At 70.6% G+C, this 13,153-nt stretch carries 13 protein-coding genes; 5 read left to right on the plus strand and 8 right to left on the minus strand.

Going from position 1 to position 13,153, the window contains the following annotated elements; genetic code table 11:
- Positions 1-126: 126 nt before the first annotated feature.
- The 6 genes from ACFYY2_RS26355 to ACFYY2_RS26380 form a co-directional block, all read right to left on the minus strand.
- A complete protein-coding gene (locus tag ACFYY2_RS26355; RefSeq protein WP_311605579.1) occupies positions 127-213 on the minus strand; it encodes a putative leader peptide in 87 nt (28 codons plus the stop codon).
- A 32-nt stretch (positions 214-245) separates the two neighbouring features.
- Positions 246-1,880, minus strand: a complete 1,635-nt coding sequence (locus ACFYY2_RS26360; protein WP_388747210.1) for an FAD-dependent monooxygenase — start codon at positions 1,878-1,880, stop codon at positions 246-248.
- Between the two features lie 185 nt (positions 1,881-2,065).
- The gene (locus ACFYY2_RS26365) at positions 2,066-2,980 is read right to left on the minus strand and encodes an amino acid ABC transporter permease (protein ID WP_388747213.1); all 915 of its coding nucleotides are present in this window, start codon (positions 2,978-2,980) and stop codon (positions 2,066-2,068) included.
- Positions 2,977-3,645: an amino acid ABC transporter permease gene (locus ACFYY2_RS26370; RefSeq protein WP_329041096.1), complete on the minus strand. Its 669-nt coding sequence runs from the start codon at positions 3,643-3,645 to the stop codon at positions 2,977-2,979. Before ACFYY2_RS26370 ends, ACFYY2_RS26365 begins: the two co-directional genes overlap by 4 nt.
- Positions 3,646-3,743: 98 nt before the next feature.
- Positions 3,744-4,583: a glutamate ABC transporter substrate-binding protein gene (locus ACFYY2_RS26375; protein ID WP_388747217.1), complete on the minus strand. Its 840-nt coding sequence runs from the start codon at positions 4,581-4,583 to the stop codon at positions 3,744-3,746.
- A 62-nt stretch (positions 4,584-4,645) separates the two neighbouring features.
- Entirely contained in the window at positions 4,646-5,431 is a 786-nt protein-coding gene (locus tag ACFYY2_RS26380; RefSeq protein ID WP_327113807.1) for an amino acid ABC transporter ATP-binding protein, read from the minus strand.
- 355 nt (positions 5,432-5,786) lie between these two features.
- Here ACFYY2_RS26380 and ACFYY2_RS26385 point away from each other — a divergent pair, with 355 nt between their 5' ends.
- Entirely contained in the window at positions 5,787-6,479 is a 693-nt protein-coding gene (locus ACFYY2_RS26385) for a response regulator transcription factor (protein ID WP_388747222.1), read from the plus strand.
- 14 nt (positions 6,480-6,493) lie between these two features.
- Entirely contained in the window at positions 6,494-7,888 is a 1,395-nt protein-coding gene (locus tag ACFYY2_RS26390; protein ID WP_388747225.1) for a sensor histidine kinase, read from the plus strand.
- Positions 7,889-7,969: 81 nt separating this feature from the next.
- Here the strand turns inward: ACFYY2_RS26390 and ACFYY2_RS26395 are convergent, their stop codons facing one another.
- Positions 7,970-8,968: a TAXI family TRAP transporter solute-binding subunit gene (locus tag ACFYY2_RS26395; protein ID WP_388747228.1), complete on the minus strand. Its 999-nt coding sequence runs from the start codon at positions 8,966-8,968 to the stop codon at positions 7,970-7,972.
- A 98-nt stretch (positions 8,969-9,066) separates the two neighbouring features.
- Between ACFYY2_RS26395 and miaB the strand changes: the two genes are divergently transcribed.
- Both miaB and ACFYY2_RS26405 read left to right on the plus strand, forming a co-directional pair.
- The gene (gene miaB, locus ACFYY2_RS26400) at positions 9,067-10,581 is read left to right on the plus strand and encodes a tRNA (N6-isopentenyl adenosine(37)-C2)-methylthiotransferase MiaB (protein ID WP_388747231.1); all 1,515 of its coding nucleotides are present in this window, start codon (positions 9,067-9,069) and stop codon (positions 10,579-10,581) included.
- Positions 10,582-10,595: 14 nt separating this feature from the next.
- The gene (locus ACFYY2_RS26405; protein WP_388747234.1) at positions 10,596-11,315 is read left to right on the plus strand and encodes a class III extradiol dioxygenase subunit B-like domain-containing protein; all 720 of its coding nucleotides are present in this window, start codon (positions 10,596-10,598) and stop codon (positions 11,313-11,315) included.
- A 105-nt stretch (positions 11,316-11,420) separates the two neighbouring features.
- On the opposite strand, the gene ACFYY2_RS26410 is transcribed toward ACFYY2_RS26405, so the two are convergent.
- Entirely contained in the window at positions 11,421-11,678 is a 258-nt protein-coding gene (locus tag ACFYY2_RS26410; RefSeq protein WP_327113795.1) for an antitoxin, read from the minus strand.
- Positions 11,679-11,852: 174 nt separating this feature from the next.
- Here ACFYY2_RS26410 and miaA point away from each other — a divergent pair, with 174 nt between their 5' ends.
- Positions 11,853-12,791, plus strand: a complete 939-nt coding sequence (gene miaA, locus ACFYY2_RS26415; RefSeq protein ID WP_388747237.1) for a tRNA (adenosine(37)-N6)-dimethylallyltransferase MiaA — start codon at positions 11,853-11,855, stop codon at positions 12,789-12,791.
- Positions 12,792-13,153: the final 362 nt, after the last annotated feature.

Below are 13,153 nucleotides of genomic sequence, written 5' to 3' on the forward strand. Positions count from 1 at the left end.
TCGGCGGCGGATGCGGGCGTGGGCAGGGAGGAAGAAGAGGATGCAGACACGGGGGACCGTCCTGTGGGGTTCGCGAGGAGGCACGGCCACGCACCGAAGACGGCGCGGGGTGCCGGGGCAGGCGATTCAGCAGGACGGACGACACACGCAGCCCGCGTAGCGGACCAGGTCCATATGGACCCTCCGCCACAGGCGCACATCGGTGTCGGTCATGATCTGGAGTACACCATGTGGGCCTGCGACGGTCAATTGACGTCCGCGGTCCGGTCGGAGCGCGCCGTGGTGCGTGTCCCCTCCCTGTGCGCCGTGCTCGCACCACCCCCGCGCGCCGTGTCGGCGGCCGCGTACAGCTCCGCCGCGCGCACCCCGCTGAAGGCGGCCACGAGATGCCCGTCCGGTCTGACCAGCAGCACGGTGTGAGCCGTCGCTCCCGGGTAGCTCTCGGTCACCAGCAACTCGGCCCTGACCGGGAGCGCGTTCACCGCGTCGACGAGCCGGGGCATGACCCCGGCCGTGAGCCAGTGCCGCCGGTCCCACACCCCCGTGCCCGGTGCGACCAGGATCACCAGCAGGTGTCCCTGTCCCAGCCGCTCGCGCAGCCGGACCGCCGTGCCGTCGGGCGCGGTCACCCGCACGTCGGCGACCGGCGCTCCGGGAGCCGTTCCCACCGGGGCGTGCGCTTCGGTGTGTTGGGGTGAAAGAGGGGAGTGCGTGTACGAAGGCGGCGCACCCAGCGGCCCGCACCCCAGGTGGCCATCGGCGAGCAGCGTGTCGTGCCCGCGTGCGCCGCCTTGCACGAGCGTGCGGAGGCCGGCACCCCCGCGCAGTATCGGCAGCGACTGGTCGGCGGCTCGGAGCCGCGCCGCCACCGCCGCCCTGCGCTCGGCCTGGTAGCTGTCGAGCAGCACCTCCGAGGCACCGTGGTGCCAGGCCTGCGCCAGTTTCCAGGCCAGATTCTCGGCGTCCCGCAGCCCCTCGTCCACTCCCTGGGTCCCGAGGGCGCCCAGCAGATGCGCGGCGTCCCCGGCGAGGAAGGCGCGCTTGGACCGCCAGCGCCTGGCCAGCCGGTGGTGCAGCGTGTAGACGCCGGTGTCCAGCAGGTCGTAGGCCGGCGTCTCGCCGCACCAGCCCTCGAGGGTGTCGCGGATACGGATGATCAGGGCGTCCGGGGTGACCAGCTCACCGCGCGGCGGGAGGAGCCAGTCCAGCCGCCAGACCCCGTCGGGCAGCGGCCGGGCCGTGACCTCCGTACCGCCAGAGCGCCAGGGCGGCGACCGGTGCAGCACGGCCTCGCCAGGCCAGGGCAGTTCGGCGCGCAGCGCGGCGACCGCGTGCCGCTCGACCGCCGTACGGCCGGGGAACCTGATGTCCAGGAGCTTGCGCACCGTGGAGCGCGCGCCGTCGCAGCCGACCAGGAAACTCCCGCGCCACCAGGTCGAACCGGGTTCCCTGGTGTGCACGGTGACACCGTCGGCGTCCTGCTCCAGCGTGTCGATCCGGCTGAACGGCACCATTTCGACCAGGTCGTGGGCGGCGACCGCGGCCCGCAGTCCTCCGGTGAGCGCGTGCTGGGGCAGATGGACGGGGGAGGGGAGCGGCACGGCACTCTCCTCGTCGCCCAGCGGAACCGCCCGTACCAGCTGCTTGCGCCGTACCGAGCGCCAGCCCGCCCAGCGAAGTCCCTCGTCCCGGAGCGCGGAACAGCCGAGCCGTTGCACCAGGTCCGCGGTGTCCTCGCGCAGCACCACGGTACGGGCGGGGCGGGGTTCGTCCTTGCCGGGGCCCTCGTCGAGCAGGACGGACGGGACGCCCTGAGCCGCGAGGGCGAGCGACAGCGCCAGGCCGACCGGCCCGGCGCCGACGACGATCACCGGGTCCACGGTGTGATCCCTCCGGCGCCGGTCGTCGGGGTCGAGGGGGAGGAGGGTGCGGCGGGGGCTGTTCGGGGCGGGATCACAGAACGTATGCAACCTATTGCCGGTGCTTGCGTCAAGTGACCGGGGGACGTGGCGGGGGGCGCGGCGTGTGCGCCGGCGCCCCCCGTCCTTCCGTCAGCGACGGACCGTCAGATCCCGTGTCCGTCCTGGAGGACGAGCGGCGCTTCGCCGACGGTCTTGAGGCCGCCGTCGGGGCCGGCAGTGATCGCCCCGCCTGTGCTCTTCTTCCCGCGCCGGAGCCTGCGCTCCAGCCAGCTCGCGAACGAGGTGAGAGCGAAGTTCAGCGCGATGTAGATCAGCGCGATGATCGTGAAGCACGCGATGGTGTTCGCGCCGTAGTTCGCGCTCATGGGGCGGACCGAGGCCAGCAGCTCGGGGAAGGTGAGCACCGCGCCGCCCAGTGCGGTGTCCTTCACGATGACGACGATCTGACTGACGATCGCGGGCAGCATCGCGGTGACCGACTGCGGGAGCAGCACGTACCGCATCGTCTGGCCCTTGCGCATGCCGATCGCCTTCGCGGCGTCCGTCTGCCCGCGCGGGAGGGAGAGGATCCCGGCCCGTACGATCTCGGCGAGCACCGAGGCGTTGTACAGCACCAGGCCCGTGACGACCGCGTACAGCAGGCGCTGGTCGGTGGCGATGTCGGTGAACTCCGCGTAGGCGGCGTTCGCCGTGATCATCAGGATCAGCACGGGGATGGCGCGGAAGAACTCCACGACGATGCCGGAGGGCATGCGCACCCAGCGGTGGTCGGAGAGCCGGCCGATGCCGAACAGCGCCCCGAGCGGGAGAGCGATCACGAGGGCGAAGAACGCGGCCTTGATCGTGTTCTGGAACCCCGGCCAGATGTACGTCTCCCACGGCTGGGGACTCGTGAAGAACGGCTCCCACTTGATCCAGTCGAGCTGGTTCTTCTCGTCGAGGCTGGTGTACACCCACCAGGCCACCGCGACGAGGACCGCCAGGAACACGACGGTGTACAGGATGTTGCGCCGCTTGGCGCGCGGCCCCTGTGCGTCGAAGAGGACGGACGTCGTCATCGCTTCACCGCCACCTTCTTGCTCACCCAGCCGAGCAGCAGCCCGGTCGGGAGGGTGAGGCAGACGAATCCGAACGCGAAGACGGCGGATATGAGGATGAGCTGGGCTTCTGCTTCGATCATCGACTTCATCAGGGTCGCCGCTTCGAGAACGCCGATCGCCGCGGCGACGGTGGTGTTCTTGGTCAGCGCGATCAGCACGTTGGCCAGCGGGTTCACGACCGAGCGGAAGGCCTGCGGGAGGATGATCAGCCGCAGCACCTGGACGAAGCTCAGGCCCAGGGCACGTGCGGCCTCGGCCTGTCCGGCCGGCACGGTGTTGATGCCCGACCGCAGCGCCTCGCACACGAAGGCGGCGGTGTAGAGGGCCAGTGCGAGCACGGCGAGCCGGAAGTTGATGACCTCGAAGTTGCCGCCGCCTCCGAGCTCGACCTGCAAGGTCTGGAAGAGACCGAGCGAGGCGAAGACGATGATCACGGTCAGCGGAATGTTGCGGACGATGTTCACATAGGCGGTACCGAAACCGCGCATCAGGGGGACCGGGCCGACCCGCATACCGGCCAGCAGCGTTCCCCATATGAGGGAACCGAGGGCGGAGTAGACGGTGAGTTTCACCGTCACCCAGAAGGCCCCCAGTAGGTCGTAACCTTCAAGAAAGTCGAACACGATCTCCCGTGCTTCCACGTGTGGGGAGGGCTCGGTGCGCCGCCTCGTCGGCGGCGCACCTCGTCAGCCCGGCTTCGGACCGTCCGGAGAGTGGAGCCCTACTTGACGACGTTGCCGATCTTCGGTGCGGGGTCGTTCTTGTAGTTGGCGGGGCCGAAGTTGGCCGCGACCGCCTTGTCCCAGGAGCGGTCCGAGACCATCTTGGTGAGTGCGGCGTCGATCTTCTTCTTGAGGTCGGCGTCGCCCTTCTTGAGGCCGATGCCGTAGTTCTCGTTGGTCATCTTGAAGCCGGCGAGCTTGAACTTGCCCTTGTGGACCTCCTGCGCGGCGTATCCGGCGAGGATGGAGTCGTCCGTGGTCAGCGCGTCGACGGCCTTGTTCTCCAGGCCGGTGAGGCACTCGGAGTAGCCGCCGTAGTTCTGCAGCTGGGCCTTCGGCGCCAGCTTCTCCTTGACGTTCTTCGCGGAGGTCGAACCGGTGACCGAGCAGAGATTCTTGTTGTTCAGGTCCGCGGGCGACTTGATGGAGTCGTCGTCGGCGCGGACGAGGACGTCCTGGTGCGCGAGGAGGTACGGGCCCGCGAAGTCGACCTTCTGCAGGCGCTCGTCGTTGATCGAGTACGTGGCGGCGATGAACTTCACGTCGCCGCGCTCGATCGCGGTCTCGCGGTCGGCGCTCTTCGTCTCGACGAACTTGATGTCCTTGGCGTCGTAGCCGAGTTCCTTGGCGACGTACGTGGCGACGTCGACGTCGAAGCCGGTGAACTTGCCGTCGGGCGTCTTCAGACCGAGACCGGGCTGGTCGATCTTGATGCCGATCGTGATCTTGCCGCCGCCGCCACCCGCGGCGTCGTCCTTGTCGTCGGAACCACAGGCGGTGGCGGTGAGGGCGAGAGCGAGCACGGCGGCGGACGCGGCGGTGACCTTGCGAAGCTGCATAATGGGATTCCTCGGGTTGACGCGATGTGAGTGTTCAGCCGGCACTGGACCAGCCGTGCGGATCAGTGGTGAAGGATCTTCGACAGGAAGTCCTTGGCCCGGTCGCTGCGCGGGTTGCTGAAGAACTGGTCCGGCGTGGCCTCTTCGACGATCTTGCCGTCGGCCATGAAGACGACCCGGTTGGCGGCGGAACGGGCGAAGCCCATCTCGTGGGTGACGACGACCATCGTCATGCCCTCCCGGGCCAGCTGCTGCATGACCTCCAGGACCTCGTTGATCATCTCCGGGTCGAGCGCCGACGTGGGCTCGTCGAAGAGCATGACCTTGGGATCCATGGCCAGTGCACGGGCGATCGCGACGCGCTGCTGCTGGCCGCCGGAGAGCTGCGCCGGGTACTTGTCGGCCTGTACGCCGACGCCTACGCGGTCGAGCAGCGCCCGGGCCTTCTCCTCGGCGAGCTTCTTCTCCGTCCTGCGGACCTTGGTCTGGCCCAGCATCACGTTCTCGAGCACCGTCTTGTGCGCGAAGAGATTGAACGACTGGAAGACCATGCCGACATCGGCACGCAGCCTGGCGAGCTCCTTGCCCTCCTGGGGCAGCGGCTTGCCGTCGATCGAGATCGCGCCCGAGTCGATCGTCTCCAAGCGGTTGATCGTGCGGCACAGCGTGGACTTCCCGGACCCGGAGGGCCCGATGACTACGACGACCTCGCCGCTGGCGATGGTCAGGTCGATGTCCTGGAGCACATGCAGCGCGCCGAAGTGCTTGTTGACGTTGCTCAGTACGACAAGGTCGTCTCCCGCAGGTGCGGCATCCTCGGCGGCCTTGGTCACTGACACTCCGCTCATCGGCTTCTTGCTCCGTCCTCCTCGGTTAGGGAAGGACCCTAGTGACGCAGTGCGACGAACGTCATTACATCTGAGCGGAAATTGAGCATAACGATCCGGCCTCAGCCGGACACTCCGCGTGAACGGGACACCACGGCGCGCTCGTCGTCGTACCGGGTGGGTAACGGAAACCCGCTGGTAACCGGGAGGGTCTTGACTGACGTACCCGTCATCGGCGTGGATGCCCTGATGCGGGATGGCGTGAATCGTCGCCGTACGCGAAGGTTCACCCGGCGGAACTTCCGCCGGCCATCACGGATAGTCTCCGCGGTCCCGGAAGACATGGACGCGGAAACGTGAACGGAGGGGAGGGGCCTTGAGGCTTTTGCTCGTCGAGGACGACGACCACGTCGCGGCGGCCCTGTCAGCCGTTCTGGCGCGCCACGGCTTCCAGGTCGTGCACGCCCGCAGCGGCGAAGAGGCGCTGCAGGCGCTGCTGCCCGCCGAGAAGGAGCCCTTCGGGGTCGTCCTCCTCGACCTCGGGCTGCCCGACCAGGACGGCTACGAGGTGTGCGGGAAGATCCGCAAGCGGTCCGCGATCCCGGTGATCATGGTCACCGCACGTTCCGACATCCGTTCCCGCATCCACGGCCTCAACCTCGGTGCGGACGACTACGTCGTGAAGCCCTACGACACCGGCGAACTCCTCGCCCGTATCCACGCTGTGGCCCGGCGCAGGACGGCCGGCGAGGACACCGGGCCCACCCCGCTCGCGGCCCTGCTGCTCGGCCCCGTCCGTATTGAACTGCCCACCCGCAGGGTCGGTGTCGACGGCCGGGAAGTCCAGCTCACCCGCAAGGAGTTCGACCTGCTCGCGCTGCTCGCGCAGCGGCCCGGCGTCGTCTTCCGCCGCGAGCAGATCATCAGCGAGGTGTGGCGGACCAGCTGGGAGGGGACCGGGCGCACACTGGAGGTCCACGTGGCGTCGCTGCGCTCCAAGCTGGGGCTCCCCGCCCTGATCGAGACCGTGCGGGGCGTCGGCTACCGGCTCGTGTCGCCGGCGGGCTGAGGACGTAACGCCCGGTGCGCACCCGCCTGCTCCCCCTGCTCATCGTCCTCATGGCCGCCGTCCTGCTCGCCCTGGGCTTCCCGCTCGCCGTGCGGGTGGCCGCCGCGGAGCAGCAGCGTGTCGTCATCGACCGCATCGACGACACCGCGCGCTTCGCCGCCCTCGCCCAGTTCGTCAGCGAACCGGTCGAGGGCTCGGACGAGCGACGACGGATCCTGCAGACCGAGCTCCGGGCCTACGACTCGGTGTACGGGATCAGGGCCGGCGTCTTCTACCGCGACGACAGGGCGCTCGCCAAGGCGCCGTCCGGCTGGACCCTGCCCGTCGAGGGAGAGGGCCGGGACGCCTTCCAGGAGGCCCTGCTCGGCCGTCGGTCCCACGACCCCGCACAGGTCTGGCCGTGGCAGCGGGGCAGGCTCGCCGTGGCCTCCCCCGTGGTCAGGGACGGGGACGTGGTCGCCGTCGTGGTGACCGATTCCCCGACCGGCGACATGCGTTCCAGGACTCTGCGCGGCTGGCTGCTCATCGCCCTGGGCGAAGTCGTGGCGATGCTGGTGGCGGTGGGCGCTGCCTTCCGTCTCACCGGCTGGGTGCTGCTGCCGGTGCGGACCCTGGACGCGGCCACCCACGACATCGCCAGCGGCAGGATGCGCTCCCGGGTCGTCGCGTCCGGCGGCCCACCGGAACTCAGGCGCCTGGCGAAGTCGTTCAACGAGATGGCCGACAACGTCGAGGACGTACTCGAACAGCAGCGCGCCTTCGTCGCCGACGCCTCCCACCAACTGCGCAACCCGCTGGCCGCACTCCTCCTTCGCATCGAGCTCCTCGCACTCGAACTCCCCGAGGGCAACGAGGAGATCGCCTCGGTGCGTACGGAGGGCAAGCGCCTGGCGAACGTCCTGGACGATCTGCTGGACCTGGCGCTCGCCGAGCACGCCGAGGCCGACCTCCGGCTCACGGACATCGGCGCCCTCACCGGCGAACGGGTGGCCGCCTGGCGCCCCCTGGCCGAGGAGAAGGGCGTCACGCTGACCCTGGACGGCGCCCCCGCGGTCACCGGCTGGGCCGACCCCATCGCCCTGTCGAGCGCGCTCGACGCCGTCATCGACAACGCCCTGAAGTTCACCCCGGAGGGCGAGGAGGTCCGGGTCACGGCCGGTACCGACGGGACCGGCGCGACCGTCACCGTCGCCGACCGGGGGCCCGGGCTCACCGAGCAGGAGATGGAGCGCGTCGGCGACCGCTTCTGGCGCAGCGGACGGCACCAGAACGTCAAGGGGTCCGGTCTCGGCCTCTCCATCTCTCGCGCCCTGCTCGCGGCGGGCGGCGGCACCATCCGCTACGGCACGCACGAGCCGCACGGCCTGCTGGTGACGGTCACCGTGCCACGCGACGCCCCGCACGTCTGATCCAGCACGGGGCGCCGGCACCGATCGGTACTGCGCGACGCGCGAGCCCGCGCGACGTCCCGCACGTCCCGCGCGCATGCATCAGGGCTTGGCGGAGCGGTAGTAGCGCCTGGCCCCTTCGTGCAGGGCCAGCGGATCGGTGTAGATCGCCGTACGCAGGTCCACCAGCTGCGCCGCGTGCACCTCGCGTCCGATCCGGTCCCGGCTGTCGATCACGGTCCGGGTGAACGCCTCGGTCATCAGCGGGTCCGTGCGGTCCGTGGTGATCAGCAGGTTGGCCACCGCCACCGTCTGCACGGCCTGTCCCTGCTGCGCGTGGTCGTAGGCGTCGGCCGGCATGACGGCGGATCTGTAGTGGCGGGTGGAACCGCCCGCCGCCTGGAGTCTGCTGATCAGAGGCGTCTCCAGCGGCACCAGCCTGATGTCGAACTCCTGCGAGAGCTTCTCCACCGCGCCGGTCGGCAGCCCGCCGGACCAGAAGAAGGCGTCGAGCTCACCGTCGGTCAGCCGCTGCGGCATCGTGTCGATGCCCGCCTCGACCGGTGTGATGTCCTCCGACGGGTCGACGCCCGCGGCGGTCATGAGCCGGTCGGCGACGAGGAGCACGCCCGAGCCCTTCTGCCCGACACCGACCCTCTTGCCCCGCAGGTCCGAGACCTTCCGGATGTCCGAGCCCCGGGGCACGACCAGCTGCACGTAGTCGTCGTACAGGCGCACGCATCCGCGCAGCCGTTCGCCACCGGGCTTGCCGCTCTGGAGGTAGGTGGCCACCGCGTCGACGGTGGCGATGGTGAAATCGGCCTCGCCGGTGGCGACCCGCTCGATGTTCTGCTGCGAGCCCTCGCTGTTCTGCAGCCGTATCGACACCTTGGGCATGTCCTTGGCCAGCGCGCCCTCCAGCCGCTGCCCGTAGCGCTGGTAGACCCCGCTCCGTACGCCCGTGGAGAAGGTGAGCGAGCCGCTCGGCTCCCTGTCGCCGAGCGGGAGCACCCACCACAGCAGCAGCCCGAGCACGACGACGCCGGCAGCGCCCCCCTGGAGGGTGCGGCGCCTGCCGGCCCGGGACAGTGCGTGGAGCATGGCGCGATCCTGCCAGGCGGTGCCCCGTCCTGGCCAGGCCGGACGGGGGCCGGACCTCCGGCGGAGGGGGAGGTCCGGCCAGCGCCTACCCTTGTTCCATGACCAGCGGCAACCGGAGCGAAGCAGTGGACGTCCAGAAGAGCTACGAGGTACGCACCTACGGGTGCCAGATGAACGTCCACGACTCCGAGCGCCTGTCGGGGCTCCTGGAGGACGCCGGATACGTGCGCGCGCCCGAGGGGTCCGACGGCGACGCCGACGTCGTCGTCTTCAACACCTGCGCAGTGCGGGAGAACGCCGACAACAAGCTCTACGGCAACCTCGGCCGCCTCGCCCCCATGAAGACGAAGCGCCCCGGGATGCAGATCGCCGTCGGCGGCTGCCTGGCGCAGAAGGACCGCGACACCATCGTGCGGCGGGCCCCCTGGGTCGACGTGGTCTTCGGCACGCACAACATCGGCAAGCTGCCGGTGCTCCTGGAGCGCGCCCGGATCCAGGAGGAGGCGCAGGTCGAGATCGCCGAGTCCCTGGAGGCGTTCCCCTCGACGCTGCCCACCCGGCGTGAGTCCGCCTACGCGGCATGGGTGTCGATCTCCGTCGGCTGCAACAACACCTGCACCTTCTGTATCGTCCCGGCACTGCGCGGCAAGGAGAAGGACCGCCGGACCGGCGACATCCTGGCCGAGATCGAGGCCCTCGTCGCCGAGGGCGTCAGCGAGATCACCCTGCTCGGCCAGAACGTCAACGCCTACGGATCCGACATCGGCGACCGCGAGGCCTTCTCCAAGCTGCTCCGGGCGTGCGGCACGATCGAGGGCCTGGAGCGCGTCCGCTTCACCTCGCCCCACCCGCGCGACTTCACCGACGACGTGATCGCCGCCATGGCCGAGACCCCGAACGTGATGCCCCAGCTGCACATGCCGATGCAGTCCGGCTCGGACACGATCCTGAAGGCCATGCGCCGTTCGTACCGCCAGGAGCGCTTCCTCGGGATCATCGAGAAGGTGCGCGCCGCGATGCCGGACGCCGCCATCTCCACGGACATCATCGTGGGCTTCCCCGGCGAGACCGAGGAGGACTTCGAGCAGACGATGCACGCCGTGCGCCAGGCCCGCTTCGCCAACGCCTTCACCTTCCAGTACTCCAAGCGCCCCGGGACACCCGCCGCGGACATGGAGGGGCAGATCCCCAAGGAAGTGGTGCAGGAGCGCTACATGCGCCTCTCCGCCCTTCAGGAGGAGATCTCCTGGAACGAGAACAAGAAGCAGGTCGGCCGCACCCTGGAGGTCATGGTGGCGGAGGGCGAGGGGCGCAAGGACGGCGCCACGCACCGGCTCTCCGGCCGCGCCCCCGACAACCGCCTGGTCCACTTCACCAAGCCGTCTCAGGACGTGCGCCCCGGTGACGTGGTGACCGTCGAGATCACCTACGCCGCGCCGCACCACCTGCTCGCCGAGGGCGCCCCCCTGGGCGTCCGGCGCACCCGGTCGGGCGACGCCTGGGAGAAGCGCACCGCCGCTCCGGCCGCGCAGCCCGCCGGAGTGATGCTGGGCCTGCCCGGCGTCGGCGTGCCCGACCCGCTGCCGGCGGCCGCGGGGTGCGCGATCGACTGAGTACGCTGACCGGCATGCTTGTCGCCGCTGCTGTCTGTCCCTGCCCGCCGCTGCTGGTTCCCGAGGTGGCCGCGGGAGCCGGGCCCGAACTCGACGCCGCGCGGAACGCGTGCCGTGACGCCCTGGGTGTGCTCGCCGCGGCGAGGCCGGACCTGTTGATCGTGGCCGGGCCCGCCGCACCGGACGGCAGGGGCCCGTACCCGCCCGGGGCGGCCGGTTCCTTCGCGGGTTTCGGTGTGGACCTGACCGTGCGGCTGGGTACGGCACCCGCTGGGTCCGCCGCCCCCGGGCAGCGGCTCCCGGCGTCACTCGCGGTCGGGGCGTGGCTGCTGGAGCATGCCCGGTGGGACGGCGCTCCGGCCGAAGGTCTGGGGGTCCGTGAGTCACTCTCCGCCGAGCGCTGCCTGCGGGCCGGGAAGGAACTCGCGGACCGGGCGGAGCGGGTCGCCCTGCTGGTCATGGGCGACGGCAGTGCCTGCCGGACGGTCAAGGCGCCGGGCTATCTGGACGAACGGGCCGAGGACTTCGACGCGGCGGCCGCCAGGGCCCTGGGCTCGGCGGACCTGGCCGCACTCGGTGCGCTGGACGAGACGCTCGCGCACGAGCTGAAGGTGTCGGGCCGGGCCCCCTGGCAGGTGCTCGCGGGCGCGGCCGGCGGGGCGGACCTGGCCGGGCACCTGCTGTACGAGGACGCGCCCTACGGCGTGGGGTACGTCGTCGCCGCCTGGTCGTGACGCCGGGCACGACGAAGGTCCCGGGCACAACCGTCAGCGACGGTGAGGACGCCCCGAGGGGCGTGGAGCCGGTGCCTCCACGCCCCTCACCCCGCCATCGGTACGTCAGGCGGCGGGAGGTGCGGGCGGTGTCGTCGGCGGGGTGCCGCCACCGTCCTTCTGCCCCAGCCGATCGACCGCGTCCTTCGCCTTCTGCGTGCCGGACACGATCTTGTCGCTGTACTTGCCCTTGGTCTTCTGATCGACCGTGCGTGCGGCCCTGTCGAGACCCTGGTCGATCTTGCCCCCGTGCTGCTGCGCGAGGTCGCCGACCTTCTCCTTGGCCGGGGCCAGCTTGGCCTTCAGGTTGTCCAGGAAACCCATGGGTCACCTTCCGTGCTGGGAGACTGTGGTCACATTTTACCCGTCGGCGGGCAAACACGCGTGACTCGCCGTGACCGGACGCACCGCTGCCCGTCCGGACGCGGCTCGTGCGCGCGGCCGGGAACGCCTCCTCGGGCGGTCGGTGCGGTCCGTGGAGTTTGGGAGACTGTCCCGGTGAGAAGATCAGCTCCCGCCCCCCGCGTCATCACCGTCGTCGGCCCCACGGCGGCCGGAAAATCCGATCTGGGCGTCTTCCTCGCCCAGCAGCTCGGCGGTGAGGTGGTCAACGCCGACTCCATGCAGCTCTACCGGGGCATGGACATCGGCACGGCGAAGCTGACCCTGGACGAACGCGACGGCGTACCCCACCACCTGCTGGACGTCTGGGACGTCACAGAGGCCGCGAGTGTGGCCGAATACCAGCGCCTCGCCCGCATCGTGATCGACCGGCTGCTGGCGGCGGGCCGCACCCCGGTCCTGGTCGGCGGCTCCGGTCTCTACGTGAAGGGCGCGATCGACGCCCTGGAGTTCCCCGGCACGGACCCCGAGGTGCGGGCCAGGCTCGAGCAGGAGCTGACGGAAGAGGGCTCCGGCGCCCTGCACGCCCGGCTGGCGGCGGCGGACCCTGCGGCCGCGCACGCCATCCTGCCCGGCAACGGGCGGCGGATCGTCCGCGCGCTGGAGGTCATCGAGATCACGGGCAAGCCCTTCACGGCCAACCTTCCGGGCGACGAGGCGGTGTACGACGCCATCCAGATCGGTGTGGACGTCGGACGCCCCGAGCTTGACGGGCGGATCACCGCCCGGGTCGACCGGATGTGGGAGGCGGGCCTGGTCGACGAGGTGCGCGCGCTCGAAGCCCTCGGACTGCGCGGGGGACGCACGGCGTCCCGGGCCCTCGGCTACCAGCAGGTGCTCGGGGCGCTCGCGGGGGAGTGCGACGAGGAAGAGGCGCGCAACGAGACCGTGCGCGCCACCAAGCGCTTCGCGCGCCGCCAGGACTCGTGGTTCCGGCGCGACCCGCGTGTCACGTGGCTGAATGGCGCCGAAGAACACCGGGGAGAACTTCCGCAGCGAGCGATGTCGTTGGTCGAACGAATGATCGAAGCCTGATGGCGCGACGAGGGATCACCTGCCTCGCGTGATTTTTGGCCTGCGCGGCGTGGGCGAGGTGTTGTAGCCCTCGTCCGGACGGGCCAGCGGTCTGCGGCTCCAGGGGTGGGGCACTCGGACGGGTGGCGGCCCGGGCTCTGTTTCAGGAGCCAGAGGGTGTGGCGTCGATGCCAGGGGTGTCCGGGCCGACGGGTACCGGCCGCCGCGACTGCCCGGTCCGCGCCCGGCGTGGGCCGGCGGGCCCGGCGGTTCGGCAAGCCGGGGGCGCGTCCGGGGAGCGGCCGGGCGTGACGGGTGCCCGACGACTGGTCCGGAACGTGCGCGGTGCGGTGAGCCGGCCTCAATGGCATCCAATGCCCACA

Source organism: Streptomyces sp. NPDC001822 (assembly GCF_042892135.1).
In the GTDB taxonomy this organism is placed as follows: domain Bacteria; phylum Actinomycetota; class Actinomycetes; order Streptomycetales; family Streptomycetaceae; genus Streptomyces.